Source organism: Pseudomonas graminis (genome assembly GCF_900111735.1).
Classification (GTDB): domain Bacteria; phylum Pseudomonadota; class Gammaproteobacteria; order Pseudomonadales; family Pseudomonadaceae; genus Aquipseudomonas; species Aquipseudomonas graminis.
Genome location: NZ_FOHW01000028.1, coordinates 42427 through 61830 on the forward strand (window position 1 = coordinate 42427; position 19404 = coordinate 61830).

Genomic DNA, 19404 nt, shown 5'->3' on the forward strand with positions numbered 1-19404 from the left:
AAATCCGATCAGTGTCAGAGGGCCGTTTTTTTCACGGTTCCCTGATCGAAGGAGTGACTCGCGTTTTGCCGAATTTCAAACCCTTTCTGTTGCTTTGCCTGCTGTTGAGCGTTTGCAGCGTCAACGCTCAAGCCGCCGAAGCCCCCGCCGCAACCACTGCTCCTGCTGCCGCAACTGCCGACCCGGCGCCGGTGGATCCCGCCAAAGCGGAGATTCTGGTCAAAGGCGGATTGCTCGGCGCCATCAGTTCCAGCATCGACAGCGTGCAAGACAAGCTCGATGTGGATGGCCACTTGCTCGACTCCTGGCGCCTGCGGGCCGACCGAGCCGCTGACGAGATCGACGCGCTGGTCAACAAACCGCAGTCGCGCTCACCGTGGCGAATCACCGGCGATTTCGTGATGCTGTCGCTGGTGTGGGCGGGGGCATTCCTGCTGCTCAACCGCATCGGCGCGTTTCTCGTGACCCGGTTATCACGGCACCGTTTTTTGATCCGCCGCGATCGCGTGGTCGGGGTGCTGGGCTATGTGCTGCCATACATGGTGCCAGCGCTCATCTGTCTGCCGCTGACGCTGTACGTCAGTCATTTCATGCCGACGTCGGTGGGGCGCGCGCTGGCGCTGTGTCTGGCTTACTCGACCAGCAGCGGGATTTTCTCCACCTCGGTGCTGCTGTCGCTGATCGTGCTGTTCAATTCGGGCCACAAACGGCCGGCGGTGCGCATCATTCGTCACTACGCGCCGCATCCGTTGTTCATCATCGGATTCCTCGCGGCGCTGAGTGATGCGTTAACCAGCCCGCAGATTGCCAGGCTGTTCGGCGGCAACGTGACCACCAGCATCGCCGCGTTCACCGGGCTGATGGCGTCGGTCATGTTTGGCATGGTTGTCATCCGCATGCGTCGGCCGATCGCGCATCTGATCCGCAACCGTCCCCTGGCCGCCCGGTTGGCGCGGCCGGCGGTGCAACAGACGCTGAAAATCTTCTCCAGCCTGTGGCATTTGCCGATCCTGCTGATGATTCTGGTCTCGGCTGTAAACCTGATCGGCGCCGGTGAAGGCAGTCAGGAAGCCCTGCGTTGCGCGTTGCTGACCACGGTGCTGTTGATTGGCTCGGTGTTTCTCAGCACTTTGTTCCAGCACATGTTCAAGCCCACCGAGGTGCGCACCAATAGTGTTTACAAGGAGCGTCTGCTGAGCCTGTTGCACGCGGTCATGCGTATTGCGCTGGCGATTGGCTTCATCGAGTTGCTGGGGCAGATCTGGGGTTTCTCGCTGTTTGAATTTGCCCAACGCAATGCCCTGGGCAAGGTGATCAGCGATTCGCTGAGCAGCATCGGTCTGATTCTGCTGGTGACCTGGCTGCTGTGGGTGGTGATGGACACGGCGATTCAGGAAGCCCTGAAGCCTCCGGCCAATGGACGTTCCGCGCGTCAGCCGAGCACGCGGGTGAAGACCATCCTGCCGCTGTTGCGCAACGCGATGAAGATCATCCTGGTGGTGATCTGCACCATCACGACCATGGCCAACCTGGGCATCAACGTCGCGCCACTGCTGGCCGGTGCCGGGGTTGTCGGTCTGGCGATCGGTTTCGGTTCGCAGCAGTTGGTGCAGGACGTCATTACCGGACTGTTCATCATCATCGAAGACACCATCTCCATCGGCGACTGGGTGGTGCTGGATTCAGGCCACGCCGGTACGGTCGAGAGCCTGACGATCCGCACCCTGCGTCTGCGCGACGGCAAGGGCTTCGTGCATTCGGTGCCGTTCGGGCAGATCAAGGCGGTCACCAACCAGTCGCGTCAGTTCGCGTACGCGTTTTTCTCGTTCCAGTTCACCTACGACACGGACGTGGATGCGGCAACCTCGCTGATTCGCGAAGCGGGTCAGTCGATCAGCGATGATCTGCTGCTGGCGAGCAAGCTGCAGGGGCCGCTGGAGGTGTTCGGACTGGACCGGATGGACATGAACGGCATTGTCATCACGGCGCAGTTCCGTACGTCATCGGGCGGGCAGTACGCGGTGAGCCGTGCGTTCAACGATCGACTTAAGCGACTTGTGGATAAGTCGGCTGAGGTGCGATTCGCGCAAACTTATCCACAACTGGTGATGAGCCCGCACAATCGCCAGGCACCCGAGGGCGAACGTGCCGAGGAGGGCGGAGAGCAACAAGCGCTGCCCGGCAAGACATCCGTGGTGAACAAAGACGGGTCCGAAAGCCCGGTTTGACATACTGGGTAGCTGGCGCGAGCTCGAAATTGAGCCGGCTTGCTGGCGAAAGCGTCCGGTCAGCCCCTACATAGTTGTCAGACCGGCAAGGTTCGCCAGCAAGCCGGCTCCTTGGATTGGGGCCAACCACAAATCATGTGAGCGACCTAAAGCCACTGTAGGAGCGCGCTTGCCCGCGAAGGCGTCAGCACATCCAACATCGTGATTGCCTGAGGCACCGCCTTCGCCAGCAAGCGACGCCCCAGAGATTGCCTGCGGTCTACCTGAACAATCGATCGCGCACCTGCAACATCAGCGCCTCATCCACCTCGCCCCAGTATTGCGGTTTGCCCGCGACGATGGCGGCGATGGGGATGCCGTCGCGGTAAACCAGCTTGTTGCCCACAATCGCCGGGACCTTCGCGCCGGGCAGCAGGGTCCCGGCGAGGTTGAGTGGGTCGACTCCACTGACGGCAATCAGGCTGCCGTCCAGCGGGCGATTGCGGACTTCGCGCAATAGCGGGATGGCTTCGGGCAACGCGAACTGCTCACCGGCCAGCCCTGCCACAAAGCGCCCGCCGCGAATCTCGCCGCGGGCCTCAAGACGATGGAATGTGCGCAGCAGCTCGCGCCAGGTCGGCAGCCAGTCGGCCTCGCGCTCCAGCAGGCGCCAGAACACCACGCCGTATCGGCGCAGCAAGGTCATGGCTATGTGCTCCAGCGTGTCGCTGTCGATCCTTTGCGACGCGCCTTCTTCCTTCGCCGGCGCGCGACGCAGCAACGCCCAGCGCCCGGCGTCGTCCATGCCGCCAATGAACGCGCCACGGTTGCGTCGACTGGTGTGGCTGCTGCGTTTGCTCGCCGGGGTGATCAGCGCGCGCAGCCCGGCGAAGCTGTCGGCATTGACCAGCCCGGCACCGACCAATTCCTGCAGCGCGGTTTCCAGCTCGGCGCGCAGCAAGTGCGCTTCGCCGGTCAGCTCGTCGAAAAACATCGCGCCCTGGCTCGACAGCACCTCATGAACCTTCTGCGCGCGCAGGGATAATTCGGTCGGCGCCGGCTGTTCGGTCAGCCCGGTCCACAGGCGAACCTGCGGTCGCGGCAGCAGCACAATCGGCGTACTGCGCAACGCGGCGCTGCCAACCTTGTTGCGACTGGTCAGACGCATCCACACCACCTTGCCGGACCGACACAGGTCATCCAGCCAGATCGATGAATAGTCCTTCAAGCGCGCTGGAAGCAGATCACTGTCCCACGCGCCTGCCGCCGACGAAAAACCCTCCAGTTGCGCAACGACCTCCGGCAGCGCGGCTTTGCCCTGACTCTGGGTCGTCGCAGACAAGTGCTGCCAATCGAACAGGAACCGAGTGAAGTCCTGCAGCGACACCGGCTCGATTTCGCGACGCAGGCGTTTGACCGTGTAGCGGTGGATGCGCGACAGCAGATGCCGCTCGCACCACTGTTCCTCGCGGGCGTCAGGGCTGAACTGGCCGCGCAGCACATACCCTTCGTTCTCCAGCTGCGCCAGCGCCTGAGCGACCTCGTTCAGTGTCAGCGCCAGCGGCTCGGCAATGGCCGCGACCGTGAGCGGACCGAAACCGCCAAGCCGCGCCCGCACGATCTCCACGCGCGCTTCGTCCTCGCTCCACGCTTCATCGAACCCGGCCAATGTCGCCAACGGCGGGTGCATTTCGGCGGCAGGGTAGATCGCCTGCAAACAGGTCAGCCGCTCCAGGGGAATCCACAACGCCTGCTCAGGGGTGACCTGCAAGCGTGTGCCCCGGCCTGAACGGGCGAGGCTCTCCAGCCATTTCATCCAGCCGCCGTGCTCGCGGGCCTCAACGCCGGTGATGCACCCCAGGCTCATCAGCGCCTCGTGCATCTCATCGACGTTTTGCGGCTGCGGCCAGGCTTCATCGGCCACCGCTTTGATCGCATCGACGTCCAGCGCGCCGAGATCGTCGGTGGATTCCGGGTCGCTCCAGCGCCGATTGAGCACTGCCTGGGTGCGACGTTCTTCCAGTGGCGCGTTGTCGAGAAACGCATACGGCTTGGCGTTGAGAATTTCCGCCGCCAGCGGCGAGGGCGCGGGCAGATCGCGGCTGACCAGACGCACCTCGCCGTTCTCCATGCGCCGCAGCAGTTTCAGCCAGCCTTCGGCGTCCATGGCTTCGTGCAGGCAATCGTCCAGGGTCTGCTCGATCAGCGGATGCTCAGGGACATCCCGCTCGCCCACCAGATTCTCCATACAGGCGATCTGGTCCGGAAACACCGTGGCGATAAGGTCATCGCTCTTGATCCGTTGCAGCTGTGGCGCCACTTTTCGCCCGCCGGTGTAACGCGGCAGGGCCAGTGCGACACCGGCATTCCAGCGCCAGCGCACGCCGAACAGCGGCGCATCCAGCACCGCCTGAATCAGCAAATGCTCGGCAGTGGCGGAGTTGAGATAACGCCAGACTTCATCGAGGGCAAAGCTGTGAGTCGTGGACAGCGACAGCACGATGGCGTCCTCGCTGGCCGCCGCCTGCAGCTCGAAGTTGAAGGTACGACAGAAGCGCTTGCGCAGGGCCAGCCCCCACGCGCGATTGACCCGGCTGCCGAACGGGGAATGAATCACCAGTTGCGTGCCGCCGGACTGATCGAAAAAACGCTCGATGACCAGCGTGTCCTGGGACGGCAATGCGCCCAAGGCCGAGTGCGCGCGGGCGAGGTATTCAATGATTTGCTCGGCGCTGGCGAGGTTCAGGCCCAGGCTTTTCATCAGCCAGTCCGTGCAGGCCTGAAGGTTGCCGGGGTGGGCGCTGAGCTGCTGATCGATGTCGGCCTGCAAGCGTGCGACGGCGAACGACAATTCATCGCTGCGCCCCGGCGCCTCACCCATCCAGAACGGAATGTTCGGCGGCATGCCGTGGGCGTCCTCGACCCGCACGCGGCCGGACTCAATCCGCAGAATCCGGTAGGACGTGTTGCCCAGCTGGAAGATGTCGCCCGCCGCGCTTTCCACGGCGAAATCTTCGTTGACCGTACCGATGTTCAGCGCCTGGGGTTCGAGAACCACGCTGTAGTCGGCGTTGTCCGGAATTGTGCCGCCGCTGGTGACCGCTGTGAGTTTGCTGCCGCGCCGGCCACGCAACGTGCGGGTCACCGCGTCGCGATGCAGGTACGCCGCGCGCACGCCCTGCCGCCCGCTGTAACCTTCGGCGAGCATGCTCAACAGCGCCTGATAATGGCCTTCGTCAACGTCGGCGTAGGGCGAAGCCTTGCGGAACAGCGCCAGCAGGTCCTGCTCCTGCCATTCCTGACAACTCACCTCGGCGATGATCTGCTGCGCCAGCACATCCAGCGGTGCTTTGGGAATGACCAGCGTGTCGAGTTCGCCGCGCCGCACGCAATCCAGCAGCGCCGCGCACTCGATCAGATCGTCCCGGGACACAGCAAACAGCCGTCCCTTGGGCGTGCCGCCGACGTGGTGACCGGAACGGCCGACCCGCTGCAAAAAGGACGCGATGGAGCGGGGCGAGCTGATCTGGCAGACCAGATCGACGTCGCCGATATCAATCCCCAACTCCAGCGAAGCGGTGGCAATCAGTACTTGCAGGTCACCGCGCTTGAGGCGCTGCTCGGCGTTCAGCCGCTGTTCCTTGGCCATGCTGCCGTGGTGGGCGGCGACTGCTTCTTTGCCCAGTCGCTCGCTCAGATGCCGCGCCATGCGCTCGGCCAGTCGCCGGGTGTTGACGAAGATGAGCGTGGTGCGGTGTTCACGGGCCAGCGCCGCCAGCCGGTCGTAGACCAGTTGCCAGACGTCACTGGACATCACGGCGCTCAAGGCAACCGGCGGCACTTCGATAGCCAGATCCCGAGGGCGCGCGTGGCCGATGTCGACGATGGCGCACGGACGACTGACCGGATCACTGCCGACCAGAAAGCGTGATACGCGCTCGATGGGTTTTTGCGTTGCTGACAGGCCGATGCGCAGCAGCGGTTTTGCGCACAGCGCCTGTAAACGCTCGAGGGTCAGGGCGAGATGACTGCCGCGCTTGCCGGCCGCAATCGCGTGAATTTCGTCGACAATGACGGTCTGGGTGCTCGCAAGCATGCGTCGGCCCGAGTCGGACCCCAGCAGCACGTAAAGCGATTCCGGCGTCGTGACCAAAATGTTCGGCGCGGTTTTGCGCATGGCCGTGCGTTCTTTCTGGGGCGTGTCACCGGTGCGCACAGCGGTAGTGATACGCAGCCCGGGCAGGCCTTGCTGGATCAGGTGATCCGTGATGCCCGCCAGCGGGTTTTGCAGATTGATCTGGATGTCGTTGGACAGCGCTTTCAGGGGCGAGACGTACACCACGAAGGTCTCGTCCGGCAGCTCGCCGCCCCGCTCCAGCCCTTGATGGACCAGATCATCGATGACCGCCAGAAACGCCGTCAGGGTTTTCCCGGAGCCGGTCGGCGCGGCAATCAACGTGGATTCGCGGCCCTTGATCAGCGGCCACGCCTGGGCCTGGGCCGCGGTAATGGCCGGAAACGTCGAACGGAACCACGCGCTGACCGCCGGATGGAAGGGGTCGAGCACCGGGTCGGGTTTCTGGGGAAGATTCATCAGCAATTAATGCGGGCGCAGGCAGGCGGATGCAAGGGGCAGATACCGGGCCGAGTGATCAGCGGCGTGCCTCAATACCTTCACGCAGTCCCGCGCGCCCGAGGCTGTTGGGACTTGCCCGTCGGCGTGTTATGTTTGCGGACGTTTTTCACCTATTTTTAATCGACCTGAAGACTGAGCCTGCTGACTCTATGCGAATGCGCCTTATGCTATTGGGCGGCGGAAATGCCCTCGGGCAGGCGTTGATTCGTCTAGGTGCCGAGGAGAACATTGGATTCCTCGCGCCGCGCCCACCGCAAGACGGTTGGGATGCGGCAAGCCTGACGCAACTGCTCGATGACACCCGCCCGGATGCCTTGATCAATCTCGCTTACTACTTCGACTGGTTTCAGGCGGAGCGAGTGAGCGCTGACAGGCTGGATAATCAGGAACGCGCCGTCGAGCGTCTCGCTGAACTGTGCCAGCACCACAATATCGTCCTCGTTCAACCGTCCAGCTACCGTGTGTTCGACGGTTCGCGGGCGACGGCTTACAGTGAAAAAGACGAGCCCGTGCCGCTGGGTTCCCGTGGCCAGGCCTTGTGGCGCATCGAGCAGAGTGTGCGTGCCACCTGCCCGCAGCATGTGCTGCTGCGTTTTGGCTGGCTGCTGGATGACAGCGCCGACGGCGTACTGGGGCGCTTCCTCAGCCGCGCCGAATCCCCCGGTGAATTGCTGCTGGCAGACGATCGTCGCGGCAATCCGACCCCGGTCGACGATGCCGCGAGGGTCATTATTTCGGTGCTCAAACAGCTCGATTGCGCCGCGCCGCTGTGGGGCACTTATCACTACGCCGGACACGAAGCGACTACGCCACTGGCATTCGGTCAGGCTGTATTGACCGAAGCCCGTCTGCTGCGCCCGCTGGCGATCGAGACGCCGACCGCGCAAGCCCATGCCGCGCGTCCGGACGCCAGCGACGAGCCACAGAACGCCGTGCTCGCCTGTAAGAAAATCCTTCACACTTTCGGTATCAAGCCACGCGCCTGGCGTGCCGGCTTGCCCAATCTACTGGACCGCTATTACCGCCATGTCTGATGCTCCTGTCCTCATCACCGGCGGCGCCGGTTTCATCGGTTCGCACCTGACTGACGCGCTGCTCGCCAAAGGCTACGCCGTGCGCATCCTCGACGACCTGTCCACTGGCAAGCGCAGCAACCTGCCGCTGGATAACCCGCGCGTCGAGCTGATCGAAGGTGATGTGGCCGATGCCGCGCTGGTGGCCCGTGCGGCGCTGGGTTGTCAGGCCGTTGCGCACCTGGCCGCCGTCGCGTCGGTGCAGGCCTCGGTGGATGATCCGGTGAAGACGCACCAGAGCAACTTCATCGGCACGCTGAATGTCTGCGAAGCAATGCGCCAGGCCGGCATCAAACGTGTGGTGTTTGCTTCCAGCGCCGCTGTTTACGGCAACAACGGTGAAGGCGAGGCCATCACCGAAGACACTCCGAAAGCACCGCTGACCCCGTATGCGTCGGACAAACTGGCCGGTGAGCACTACTTCGATTTCTATCGTCGTCAGCACGGTTTCGAGCCGGTCGTGTTCCGCTTCTTCAACATCTTCGGCCCGCGTCAGGATCCTTCTTCGCCGTATTCCGGGGTGATCAGCATCTTTGCAGAGCGCGCCGTGAAAGGCCTGCCGATTGCCGTCTTCGGTGATGGCGAGCAGACCCGCGATTTCTTCTACGTTGAGGACCTGGTTGACCTTGTGGTGCAGGGTATCGAGATGCCGACGGTGGCGGAGGGTGCAGTCAATGTCGGCCTGAATGCGACGACTTCGCTCAACGAACTGCTGGGCGCCCTTGCCGAGGTTGTCGGAAGTCTGCCGCCGGTGAGCTACTTGCCGGCACGTTCGGGCGACATCAAGCATTCACGGGCGAGCAATCAGCGTCTGCTTGAGCGTTTCAAAGTGCCCGAGCCGACGCCGCTGAAAGTCGGGCTGGCGCGGCTGCTGGGGCGCTGAAGCCCGCACAGCAAAAAGGCACCGGTGAGGTGCCTTTTTTGTGCCTGCTCGTTGGGGCGTCAGCGCTTAAAACTTGTAGCCCACGCCGACCATGTACACCCACGGATCGACGTCCACGTTCACTTTGGTCCGGCCGACGCCCAGCGCCGACGGACCGTCCAGCGTCGCTTGTGTGTCGATGTCCACATACCAGACGGCGGCGTTGAGCATGATCTTGTCCGTCAGCATGTAGTCCGCGCCGATCTGACCGGCCCAGCCCCAGGAGTTCTTGATGTGCAGGTTGTTCATGCCCTGGCCCTTGCGCTCGCTGCTCAGGTTTTCATCGTAGAACCAGGTGTAGTTCACGCCGACACCGGCGTACGGCTGGAACTTAGACGTCGCGTCCATCGGGTAGTACTGCAGCGACAGGGTGGGCGGCAGCTGCTTCACGTCCGCCAGCTTGCCATCCAGGCCCGGGCCCAGGCCTTTGATCCCCACGGTGTGCTGGAAGGGCGTTGCCGCCAGTAACTCGAGGCCCACGTGGTCGGTGAGCATGTAGGCGAAGGCCAGGCCCAGTTGCGTGTCGCTGTCCAGTGTCGCTTTAGTGCCCGGGACCTTGGCACCATCAAGCTTCAGGTTTCCGCTTTCTTCGTTGGGCGCCGTCGTGGCAGCACCGGCACGAATAATGAAGTCACCGGCCTGGTGGGCGTGAGCAGCGAGGGGGACACCGAGTGCAAGCGCGAGCAGGGGCGCGCTGAGCAGGTACTTGTGCATGGGGGCTCCGTAAGGGCATAAAAATGTATGCCGTATGTTACGAAGCGTCTAGGTCGCGGTTTTTGACCTGGCTCAATGAAAACTGGATTAGGGTGTGCCTGTTAACGGCAACTCACTGCTCATCCGGCATTTCGTACACCAGAATCTTGTCCGCTTCCATCTGGTAACCCGCATCGGCCAATTCGCTGGTCGACGGTTTGACCTGCATCGGGCCTTCGATCCAGTAGGGTTGGTACAGCTCGTCAACCTTCACGCCCAATTCGCTGGTCACGTGGACGATCTGGTTCGGCGGCGGCGGTGGCACGTGAATGCAGGCGCCGAAATACGGCACCAGCAGAAACTCCGTCACCCGGCCTTCCTCGCTGACTTCCAGCGGCACGATGTAACCCGGCAGCCGCACCCGCTCGCCGTCCAGCGACTTGACGACCGGCGCATGGGGCGCCAGTTGATGCGCGGCGGGCGCCGACTCGACTGACAGGGTGTCCGCCAGGCTCGACAGGTTATGGATCGGCGCGGTGATCAGCTTCACCGGCGGCGCGTCAGGCGGAATCATTTCCTGCCACGTCAGCACCCGCAGGTCCTGCGCCCACAACGGCGCCGCGACGAGCATCAACAGCAGCATCCAACCCATCCGCATCACAACGACCTCATAAACGAATCGACAGCCCGTCTGCCAGCGATTGGCGATAGGCACGCCACGCAGGAACGGTGCCCATCAACACGGCCGCGCCGAGAATCCCCGCCAGTAGCGTCCATTCGTAGGTGCTGGGCAGTGACAGTGGCAGATACAAACCATAATTGGCCTGCACGTAACCCTGCGCGGAGGCGATGCCGATGTAAAGCAGCGCCAGGCCGCAGACCGAGCCCCCCAGCGCCAGGGCAAACGCTTCCAGCACCAACAGACTGGCGATATGCCAGGGCCGCGCACCCACCGAACGCAGAATCGCCATCTCGCGGCGCCGCTCGTTAAGGCTGGTGAGGATCGCCGTCAGCATGCCGATCAACCCGGTCAGTACGACAAACAACGAAATCACGAACAGCGCCTTTTCAGCCGTACCCATCAGGCTCCACAGCTCCTGCAACGCTACCCCCGGCAGAATCGCCAACATCGGCTCGCCGCGGAACTCGTTGATGTCCCGCTGCACGGCAAAGGTCGCGATCTTGCTGTTCAGCCCGAGCATGAAGGCGGTGATGGCGGTGGGCGTGAGGTCCATGTTGCGTGCCTGATCGGCGCTGATACGCCCGGCGCCTTGTGCAGGCACGCCGTTGTGCCAGTCGATGTGAATCGCTTCCATGCCGCCCAGGCTGATGTGCAGCGTGCGGTCCACCGGCGTGCCGGTGCGTTTGAGAATGCCGACCACGGTGAACGGCTTGTCGTCATGCTTGACCAGACTCACCGTCGCGACGCCGTGGGCCAGCACCAGCTTGTCGCCGAGCTTGTAATGCAGCGCGTCCGCCACTTCCGCACCGAGCACCACCTCAAACGGGTCGGTGGCGAACGGCCGCCCGTCGGCCAGCTCCAGATGCTGCTGACGACCGTATTGGTAGTGCTCGAAATACGATTCATTGGTACCCATCACGCGATAGCTGCGATGGCTGTCACCCAGGGAAATCGGGATCGCCCACTTCACCTGCTTGCTGTTTGCGAAGTGCTCGAAGCTGTCCCAGCGAATGTTGTTGGTGGCATTGCCGATGCGGAACACCGAGTACAGCAGCAGGTTGACCGAGCCCGAACGCGCGCCGACGATCAGGTCCGTGCCGCTGATGGTGCTGGCAAAACTCGCGCGCGCTTCGGTGCGCACCCGTTCGACTGCCAGCAGCAGGCAAACGGAAAGGGCGATGGCGAACGCGGTGAGGAACGCGGTGAAGCGGCGGTTGGCGAGGCTGGCCAGCGCCAGACGAAGAAGATACATCTCAGACCTCTGCGGCGACGGCGGCGCGATTGAGTTCGGCCAGCGATAGGTTGCGATCGAACAGCGGCGCCAGGCTCTGATCGTGGCTGACGAATAACAGGCTGGCGCCGGCCTCGCGGCATTCGGCGAACAGCAGCTGAATGAAAGCTTCGCGGGCGTCGGCATCCAGCGCCGAGGTGGGTTCGTCAGCGATCACCAGCTCCGGCTGGCCGATCAGCGCGCGGGCTGCGGCGACGCGCTGCTGCTGACCGATGGACAGCGAGTCGGCGCGGCGGCTGAGCATTTCAGGGTCTTTCAGGCCCAGGTGAGCGAGCAGGCTTTCAGCCGCTTTGTCGACGCTGCCGTGGCGCTGGGTCGCCCGCTGGGTGCGTAGTCTGGAAAAGCGACACGGCAGCTCGACGTTCTCGCGCACCGACAAAAACGGCAGCAGGTTGAACTGTTGAAAGATGTAGCCCGTGTGATCGACGCGAAACCGGTCTCGCGCCCCGGCCGAGAGCTGCGTCAGCTCCTGACCGAGCAGGCGAACGCTGCCGCGACTCGGGCGCTGCACACCGCCCAGCAGACCCAGCAACGTGGTTTTACCGCTGCCGCTGGGGCCTTTGAGGAACAGGGTTTCGCCGGCATCGAGGCGAAACGCCGGAATATCCAGCAGTTGCGGATGCCCCGGCCAGCTGAAGCCGAGTCCGGACAATTCAATGAGCGCTTGAGTCATGGCCACACGTGCGTCTGAAAAGTGATCGACCGGGAAGCCCGGTCGCTGATGGAGCGGAGCTGGTTAAAACTTGACCACCGGATTGCTCGGACGCACTTCAGCGCCCATCTGGCGTTTCGGTGTCACCAGCTGCACTTGAATGGTCTGGGTGGCCGGGAAGCTTTTGAACAGTTGGGTCAGGTCGAGCTTGTTGAGCACGTTCGGCGCGCTGCAGGTGAATTGATAGTGGCCGTGGATTTCGCTGTGCTCGTGTTCAGTCGCGTCGCCACCGGCTTGGTCATGGTCATGGTCATGGTCGTGATCGTCGTCATCCTTGTCGCCGAACAGCGTGCTTTCAACCCGCTGCCTGGTGGCGGTGCATCCGGCCGTTTCCGGAAGACTGAACAGCGCGTGGGGCTTGAGCAGGGTTTCCTTGGCCAGGGCCAGGGTCATCTTGTCAGCGTCTGTGGTTGCCGGATGCTCGAAGCCGACGATGTTCATCGCCGGGGTGTCGAGCTCCAGTTCCAGCGTACGCCCGTCCAGCGCCATATCCAGCCGCGCGACACCGTGCACGTGCGCGCCTAGACTGCCGTGCTCATGATCGTGGTCATGTTCATCGGCCGCGTGGGCGACGGCGAGGGGCAGCAAAGCGAAGGGCAGGGCGAGTAGCAAACGACGCATGGGGGAAAGCTCCGGAGGCAGGTCTGAAATTTGTTATGTGATCTTATAACAATGTGTTGCGCGGTTTCTTAACTTTTTCGAGATGCCTTGTAGGCGCGTGGGCTGTCAGGGATCACGTGCAGGTCATCAATTGCTGTGGGACCATGCGGGTCCGCCTTATCAGAGGACACACACCATGCTGCGAATCCGTGGAACCGTCGGCGATCTGCCGGTGGATCTGACTGTGGAAATGGACGACGCCGATTGGGCTCGGCTGGGCATTCAGCTGGGCGCGCAGGCTCAGGAAACGTCGGCGCCAACGGATACGTCCGTCAAGCCTGCGGCCAGTCGCAATGATGCTGTCTGGGACATCGCTCAGGAGCTGCTACGCAAAGCAGGTCACCTGACCGGGCCGGATCTGCTCGGTCAGCTTGAAGGACTGTCGGGCAGCACCGCTGCGGGCAAACGCCTGATGGTGCGCATGCGTCACAGCGCCAACGTGAAAGTGGAAAGCCAGGGCGACACGCCGGTGTATCGCTGGGTTAAGTGATACATACGGGCGTTTTGGACCCGTGTGGGACCGGCTTTAGCCGGGAAGGCGTCATCCGTCACACCACAAAATTGAGGGTGCTGATGCGGGCCTCTTCCCGGCTAAAGCCGGTCCCACAAGTAGACCGCGTACATTCCTTGGAACTGGCTCGGTGCGTCAATGTAGGACCGGCTTCAGCCGCTAGTAAAGCGCCGCAAACAACCGACGACGATACGTAGTCACCAGCGGGTGATCGTTGCCCAGCAAGTCGAACACCTGCAGCAGCGTCTTGTGCGGCTGGCCTTCGTTGTAGCTGCGGTTGCGGACGAACAGCTTGAGCAGTCCCTCCAACGCGGCTTCGTATTGCTGACGGGACAATTGCTGGATCGCCAACTGGTGCGCGGCTTCGTCGTCCTGCGGGTTCTGCGCCAGGCGCGATTTCAGCTCCGCGGCGTCAGGCAACGCGCCGGCTTCGGCCAGAAACGTCAATTGCGCCTTCGCTCCGGCCAGCGCGGCTTTGTGCTCATCGCTTTTAACCGCATCCAGCACCGTACGGGCTTCCGTCAGCTCGCCGCGTTCGGCCAGGCAGCGGGCATACAGAATCAGCGCGGCAGCGTTGGTGTTGTCCTCGGCGAGGATGGTCTGCAGCACCGCTTCGGCTTCGGCGAAATGGCTCTCGGCGAACATCGCCTGGGCGGTTTTCAGCGGGTCGGCGGCGGCTGGCGGCGGCATCTGCACATGGGGCTCAAGCAGCGCGCGGATTTGCGATTCAGGCTGGGCACCGGAGAAGCCATCGACCGGCTGACCGTCTTTGAACAGCACCACCGTGGGCAGGCTGCGAATGCCGAAGCGCGCCACGATGTCCTGTTCAGCGTCGCAATCGACCTTGGCCAGCAGCAGTTCGCCCTGATAACTCTCGGCAATCTGTTGCAGCAGCGGCATCAGCACCTTGCACGGCGCACACCACTCAGCCCAGAAATCCACCAGCACGGGTTTGTGAAAAGAATTCTCGATGACCATCTGATCGAAAGTGGCGGTGGTCGCATCGAAGATGTACGGCGTGTCCTGGCTCATCGCGGATCTCGAAAAAAGGCTTGATGGCGCGAACTATAAAGCGCTGTGGGGATTGTCGGAAGCGCGACAGCAGATGTGCGGTTTGCCGATGACCTGTGGGAGCGTGGCTTGTCCCGCGATCGGCGACGAAGTCGTCGTAAAACGGGTCAACTGGGTAAGGCTGACGCACCGTGTTGGGTGGGTTGCTGCCGCTGCGCGCCAGATCGCGGGACAAGCCACGCTCCTACGGGGTGGGTCAGGTCAGTTCAGGCCTGTCGCTGCGCGTGATAAAGACTCACCCTGCGAAACTCCCACGGCTCGGCCAGATCCGGCAGCGTCAGCGCCTCCAGAATCCCCAGCCGCTCATACAGAGGATGCTGAAAGTCCCGCACCCGGGAATCGGCCACCAACGCTTGTTTCCCACGACTGAGAAACTGATCCAGCAGCGGCAGGTTGGCGCGGTCGTACAGTACGTCGGCCACCAGAATAAGGTCGAAACGATCGTGCTCGGCGAAGAAGTCGCGTGAATACTCAAGCGTCACGCCGTTCAGCTCGGCATTCGCGCGGCAGGCCTCGATCGCCAACGGATCGAGATCACAGGCGACCACTTCAAGCGCCCCGGCTTTCATCGCCGCAATGCCTGCGACCCCAGATCCCGCCCCGAAATCCAGCACCCGCTTGCCCGCGACCCACTGCGGCTGCTCGGCGAGAAAGCGCGCCAGCGCCAGGCCACTGGCCCAGCAGAAACTCCAGTAGGGCGGGTCTTCAAGAATGCGCCGGGTTTCTTCAGGGCTGAACGCGCGATCCATATTGTTCGCGTCGATCAGCCACAACGTCAGGTCCGTCCCCGGCAGAGCTTCGGCCACCAGTTGCGCATCGCCCAACAGCTCGCTCAATGCGGCTTGCAGGTGGAGCGGGGCGGTCACGGCGCGGTTGCGAATTGCAGCTGACCCAGCGCTTGAGTGGTGGGCTGAGTGATCAGCACGGACGGAAGATGCAGAATCAACTGACCCGACTTGCTGGCGCGGCCGCGCAGCTCGACGCGTGCGCCCACCGGGAAAGCTTCCGGGTTGAAGCGCAGTTGGAACGGCAGCGACTGGTTGTTCCCCACCAGTTTGGTGCTGGTCAGCAGCTTTTGCGGGCGGTTGCGATCGTCAATGACCAGCAACGCCAGCTCGACTTCTGCGCCGGCCGGCACGCCCAGCAATTGGCCGCTCAGTTCGCGCTGGAATGGCTGCAACGGACCTGGCCCTTCCGGCAGCGTGATGGCGTTAGGGGCAGGCTTGGCGGGCGCGGCAGGTTTCGGCGCCTCGGCCGTGCTGCAGGCAGCGAGCAGGCCCACAAGGCTGATTACAGCAAGCGTACGTAGCGTCATGAACAGCTCCAGAAAAAGCAGAAGGCGGGCGAGTTACGCACGGGATGGCGCAGTATCGCTGAGTGCGGCGGGTTTCACCGCACTGAATGCGCGTCTATATACCTCAAAGCCTCGCACTTGTCTTGCCAGCAAGATGCGCTACCATGGCCCTCCCTTTTTTTGTTGCCTGCCACCATGCACTGTCCCTTTTGCGGTGCCAACGACACCAAAGTCATTGACTCGCGCCTCGTTGCTGAAGGCGATCAGGTTCGCCGCCGCCGCGAATGCGTCGCCTGCGAAGAACGCTTCACCACATTCGAAACCGCTGAACTGGTTCTGCCCCGGCTGATCAAGCAGGACGGCAGCCGTCAGCCCTTCGACGAAGAGAAGCTGCGCGCCGGTATGCAGCGCGCGCTGGAAAAGCGTCCGGTCAGCGTCGAACGTCTGGAAGCGGCCCTGGCCCACATCAAAAGCAAGCTGCGTGCGACCGGCGAGCGCGAGGTCAAATCGCTGATCGTCGGTGAGCTGGTCATGGGCGAACTGCAAAAACTCGACGAGGTGGCCTACATCCGCTTTGCTTCTGTTTATCGGCGGTTTCAGGACCTCAACGAATTCCGCGAAGAAATCGACCGACTGGCTCGCGAGCCGGTTAAAGAGTGAGCATGACCACCACAGAGCAAAGCGTGCTCGACGCAGCCTATATGGCGCGGGCGTTGGAACTGGCGCGCAAGGGCGTCTACTCGACGCACCCCAACCCGCGTGTCGGCTGCGTGATCGTGCGTGATGGCGAGATTGTCGGTGAAGGCTGGCATGTCCGCGCCGGTGAACCCCATGCCGAGGTGCATGCGCTGCGCCAGGCGGGCGACAAGGCAAAGGACGCGACCGCTTACGTCACCCTTGAGCCCTGCAGTCATCATGGCCGCACCCCGCCGTGCGCCGACGCGCTGGTCAACGCCGGTGTGGCGTGTGTGGTGGCCGCGATGCAAGACCCCAATCCCGACGTCGCCGGCCGTGGCCTGTTGCGCCTCATGGGCGCGGGAATTGCGGTACAGAGCGGCGTGCTCGAAAGCGAAGCGCGGGCGCTGAACAAAGGGTTTCTCAAACGCATGGAACACGGCCTGCCCTACGTGCGGGTGAAGCTGGCGATGAGCCTCGACGGCCGCACGGCCATGGCCAGCGGCGAAAGCCAGTGGATCACCGGCCCCGAAGCGCGCTCCGCCGTGCAGCGCCTGCGAGCCCAGTCGAGTGTGGTGCTGACCGGTGCCGATACCGTGCTGGCCGACAACGCGCGACTCACCGTTCGGCCTGACGAGTTGGGCCTGAACGCCGAACTCACCGCATTGTCCGCGACCCGACCGCCGTTGCGCGTGTTGATCGACGGGCGTTTGCGGGTGCCACTTGATGCGCCTTTCTTTAAAGCGGGCAATGCGCTGGTAGTGACTTGCGCGGCAGCCTCGGCCCGCGAGCGTTACCACGACGAAGGCCACGAAATGCTGGCGCTGCCGAGCAGTGGCGGACACGTCGACCTGCGCAAACTGCTGATCGAACTGGCCGCCCGCGGCGTCAACGACGTGTTGGTAGAGGCTGGCCCTAAACTCGCCGGCGCGTTTACCCGGTTGGGCCTGGTGGATGAATACCAGATCTTCGTGGCGGGCAAGTTCATGGGCTCGTCGGCGCGACCGTTGCTGGACCTGCCGATGGCGCAAATGAGCGAAGCGCTCGAACTCAAGATTGTCGAAATGCGCGCGGTCGGCAATGACTGGCGAGTCATTGCGATACCCGCGTCGCACCCCGGCGTATAATTCCGGCTTCCGCGTTCAGCGCTGGCCCTGTTTTCCAGGAGCACCCATGTTTACCGGCATCATCGAATCCATCGGCAGCATCCGCGCCATCACTCCGAAAGGCGGCGACGTCCGCGTTTACGTAGAGACCGGCAAGCTTGACCTTTCCGACGTGAAGCTGGGCGACAGCATCGCGGTCAACGGCGTCTGCCTGACCGCCGTTGAATTGCCAGGCGACGGCTTCTGGGCTGACGTCAGCCGCGAGACCCTGAACGTCACCGCGTTCGTCGATCTCAAGACCGGCAGCCGCGTCAATCTGGAAAAAGCCCTGACCCCGACCACTCGCCTGGGCGGCCATCTGGTCAGCGGCCACGTCGATGGCGTCGGCGAAGTGCTCTCCCGCGAAGAAAACGCCCGTGCCATTCAGTTCCGCATGCGCGCACCCCGCGAGCTGGCCAAGTACATCTCCCACAAAGGCTCGATCACCATCGACGGCACCAGCCTGACCGTGAATGCGGTCAACGGCGCCGAGTTCGAGCTGACCATCGTTCCGCACACGCTCGCCGAAACCATCATGGGCGACTACAGCCCGGGCCGTAAAATCAACCTGGAAGTCGATCTGCTGGCGCGTTACCTCGAGCGTTTGTTGCTCGGTGACAAAGCGGCTGATCCGACGCCGGCCCAAGGCGGCAACATCACTGAAAGCTTTCTGGCCGCCAACGGCTACCTCAAATCCTGAATTGAAGGGGGTGCCGCGTGGCGCTCAACAGCATCGAAGAACTGGTTGAAGACATTCGCCAAGGCAAGATGGTCATCCTCATGGATGACGAAGACCGTGAGAATGAAGGCGATCTGATCATGGCCTCCGAGTGCGTCAAGGCCGAGCACATCAACTTCATGGCGCGTTACGCTCGCGGCCTGATCTGCATGCCGATGACCCGCGAGCGCTGCGAGACGCTGAAGCTGCCGCTGATGGCGCAGCGCAATGGTTCGGGCTTCGGCACCAAGTTCACCGTGTCCATCGAAGCCGCCGAGGGCGTGACCACCGGGATTTCCGCCGCCGACCGCGCGCGCACCGTTCAGGCCGCTGCTGCCAAAGACGCGAAGGCCGATGACATCGTCAGCCCGGGTCACATTTTCCCGCTGATGGCCCAGGCTGGCGGCACGCTGTCCCGCGCAGGCCATACCGAAGCGGCATGCGACCTGGCGCGCATGGCCGGTTTCGAGCCGACTGGCGTGATCTGCGAAGTCATGAACGACGACGGCACCATGTCCCGTCGTACTGAACTGGAAGCTTTCGCGGCCGAGCACAACATCAAGATCGGCACCATCGCTGACCTGATTCATTACCGGATGATCCACGAACGTACCGTTCAGCGGATTGCCGAGCAGCCGCTGGACAGCGAACTGGGCCATTTCAATCTGGTGACCTACCGCGACTCCGTCGAAGGCGATGTGCACCTGGCGCTGACGCTGGGCAAGATCTGCGCAGAAGAAGCGACGCTGGTTCGTGTACACAACATGGACCCGCTGCGCGACCTGTTGATGGTCAGACAGCCCGGCCGCTGGAGCCTGCGCGCTGCCATGAAGACCGTGGCCGAGGCCGGCAGCGGTGTCGTGCTGCTGCTCGGTCACCCGCTCGACGGCGACACGGTTCTGGCCCATGTGCGTGAAACCGCTGGCGGCACGCCGATCAAAACACCGACCACTTACAGCACGGTCGGTGCCGGTTCGCAGATCCTTCGTGACCTCGGCGTGCGCAAAATGCGCCTGATGAGTTCGCCAATGAAGTTCAATGCGATATCCGGTTTCGATCTGGAAGTTGTAGAATACGTGCCCTCCGAATAAAGACCGGCAGGTGACAGGCCCCG

The 19404-nt window shown here is 63.0% G+C and carries 17 protein-coding genes; 8 read left to right on the forward strand and 9 right to left on the reverse strand.

All coding sequences use genetic code 11. The features are described 5' to 3' along the window. The first annotated feature begins 65 nt into the window (after positions 1-65). Positions 66-2228, forward strand: coding sequence for a mechanosensitive ion channel family protein (locus BMY98_RS19250; protein ID WP_074891768.1), 2163 nt, complete (start codon positions 66-68; stop codon positions 2226-2228). Positions 2229-2487: 259 nt separating this feature from the next. Here the strand turns inward: BMY98_RS19250 and BMY98_RS19255 are convergent, their stop codons facing one another. Continuing rightward, positions 2488-6801, reverse strand: coding sequence for a DEAD/DEAH box helicase (locus BMY98_RS19255; protein ID WP_074891770.1), 4314 nt, complete (start codon positions 6799-6801; stop codon positions 2488-2490). Between the two features lie 191 nt (positions 6802-6992). Here BMY98_RS19255 and BMY98_RS19260 point away from each other — a divergent pair, with 191 nt between their 5' ends. Both BMY98_RS19260 and BMY98_RS19265 read left to right on the forward strand, forming a co-directional pair. Next, positions 6993-7877: a sugar nucleotide-binding protein gene (locus BMY98_RS19260; RefSeq protein WP_074891773.1), complete on the forward strand. Its 885-nt coding sequence runs from the start codon at positions 6993-6995 to the stop codon at positions 7875-7877. Continuing rightward, positions 7870-8799: an NAD-dependent epimerase/dehydratase family protein gene (locus BMY98_RS19265; RefSeq protein ID WP_074891775.1), complete on the forward strand. Its 930-nt coding sequence runs from the start codon at positions 7870-7872 to the stop codon at positions 8797-8799. The genes BMY98_RS19260 and BMY98_RS19265 overlap by 8 nt, the downstream gene beginning before the upstream one ends. Positions 8800-8865: 66 nt before the next feature. On the opposite strand, the gene BMY98_RS19270 is transcribed toward BMY98_RS19265, so the two are convergent. From BMY98_RS19270 to BMY98_RS19290, 5 genes are all read right to left on the reverse strand, one after another. Continuing rightward, the gene (locus BMY98_RS19270; RefSeq protein ID WP_074891777.1) at positions 8866-9552 is read right to left on the reverse strand and encodes an OmpW/AlkL family protein; all 687 of its coding nucleotides are present in this window, start codon (positions 9550-9552) and stop codon (positions 8866-8868) included. Between the two features lie 112 nt (positions 9553-9664). Further along, on the reverse strand, positions 9665-10174 hold the full coding sequence (locus tag BMY98_RS19275; protein ID WP_425438893.1) for a DUF3299 domain-containing protein: 510 nt from the start codon (positions 10172-10174) through the stop codon (positions 9665-9667). 25 nt (positions 10175-10199) lie between these two features. Further along, on the reverse strand, positions 10200-11465 hold the full coding sequence (locus BMY98_RS19280; protein ID WP_074891781.1) for an ABC transporter permease: 1266 nt from the start codon (positions 11463-11465) through the stop codon (positions 10200-10202). A 1-nt stretch (position 11466) separates the two neighbouring features. Then, positions 11467-12177 carry an ABC transporter ATP-binding protein gene (locus BMY98_RS19285; protein WP_074891783.1) on the reverse strand — a complete coding sequence of 237 codons (711 nt, stop codon included), beginning with the start codon at positions 12175-12177 and terminating at the stop codon, positions 11467-11469. Positions 12178-12240: 63 nt separating this feature from the next. After that, a complete protein-coding gene (locus BMY98_RS19290; protein ID WP_074891785.1) occupies positions 12241-12837 on the reverse strand; it encodes a DUF2796 domain-containing protein in 597 nt (198 codons plus the stop codon). 175 nt (positions 12838-13012) lie between these two features. On the opposite strand from BMY98_RS19290, the gene BMY98_RS19295 reads away from it, so the two are divergent. Next, positions 13013-13366: a hypothetical protein gene (locus BMY98_RS19295; protein ID WP_074891787.1), complete on the forward strand. Its 354-nt coding sequence runs from the start codon at positions 13013-13015 to the stop codon at positions 13364-13366. Between the two features lie 180 nt (positions 13367-13546). Here BMY98_RS19295 and trxA read toward each other — a convergent pair whose 3' ends face one another. The 3 genes from trxA to BMY98_RS19310 all read right to left on the reverse strand — a co-directional run bounded on the left by trxA (position 13547) and on the right by BMY98_RS19310 (position 15773). Then, a complete protein-coding gene (gene trxA / locus BMY98_RS19300) occupies positions 13547-14419 on the reverse strand; it encodes a thioredoxin (RefSeq protein WP_074891789.1) in 873 nt (290 codons plus the stop codon). A gap of 245 nt (positions 14420-14664) precedes the next feature. After that, a complete protein-coding gene (locus BMY98_RS19305) occupies positions 14665-15324 on the reverse strand; it encodes a class I SAM-dependent methyltransferase (RefSeq protein WP_074891791.1) in 660 nt (219 codons plus the stop codon). Then, positions 15321-15773, reverse strand: a complete 453-nt coding sequence (locus BMY98_RS19310) for a hypothetical protein (RefSeq protein WP_074891793.1) — start codon at positions 15771-15773, stop codon at positions 15321-15323. The genes BMY98_RS19305 and BMY98_RS19310 overlap by 4 nt, the downstream gene beginning before the upstream one ends. Before the next feature lie 174 nt (positions 15774-15947). On the opposite strand from BMY98_RS19310, the gene nrdR reads away from it, so the two are divergent. The 4 genes from nrdR to ribBA are packed head-to-tail and all read left to right on the forward strand — an operon-like array spanning position 15948 to position 19381. Continuing rightward, positions 15948-16412 (forward strand): transcriptional regulator NrdR, encoded by a 465-nt coding sequence (nrdR, locus tag BMY98_RS19315; protein WP_065988433.1) that lies wholly within the window; start codon positions 15948-15950, stop codon positions 16410-16412. Between the two features lie 2 nt (positions 16413-16414). Further along, a complete protein-coding gene (ribD, locus tag BMY98_RS19320; RefSeq protein WP_074891797.1) occupies positions 16415-17554 on the forward strand; it encodes a bifunctional diaminohydroxyphosphoribosylaminopyrimidine deaminase/5-amino-6-(5-phosphoribosylamino)uracil reductase RibD in 1140 nt (379 codons plus the stop codon). A 46-nt stretch (positions 17555-17600) separates the two neighbouring features. After that, the gene (locus BMY98_RS19325) at positions 17601-18272 is read left to right on the forward strand and encodes a riboflavin synthase (protein ID WP_074891799.1); all 672 of its coding nucleotides are present in this window, start codon (positions 17601-17603) and stop codon (positions 18270-18272) included. Positions 18273-18289: 17 nt separating this feature from the next. Beyond that, the gene (ribBA, locus tag BMY98_RS19330) at positions 18290-19381 is read left to right on the forward strand and encodes a bifunctional 3,4-dihydroxy-2-butanone-4-phosphate synthase/GTP cyclohydrolase II (protein ID WP_074891801.1); all 1092 of its coding nucleotides are present in this window, start codon (positions 18290-18292) and stop codon (positions 19379-19381) included. Positions 19382-19404 lie beyond the last annotated feature (23 nt).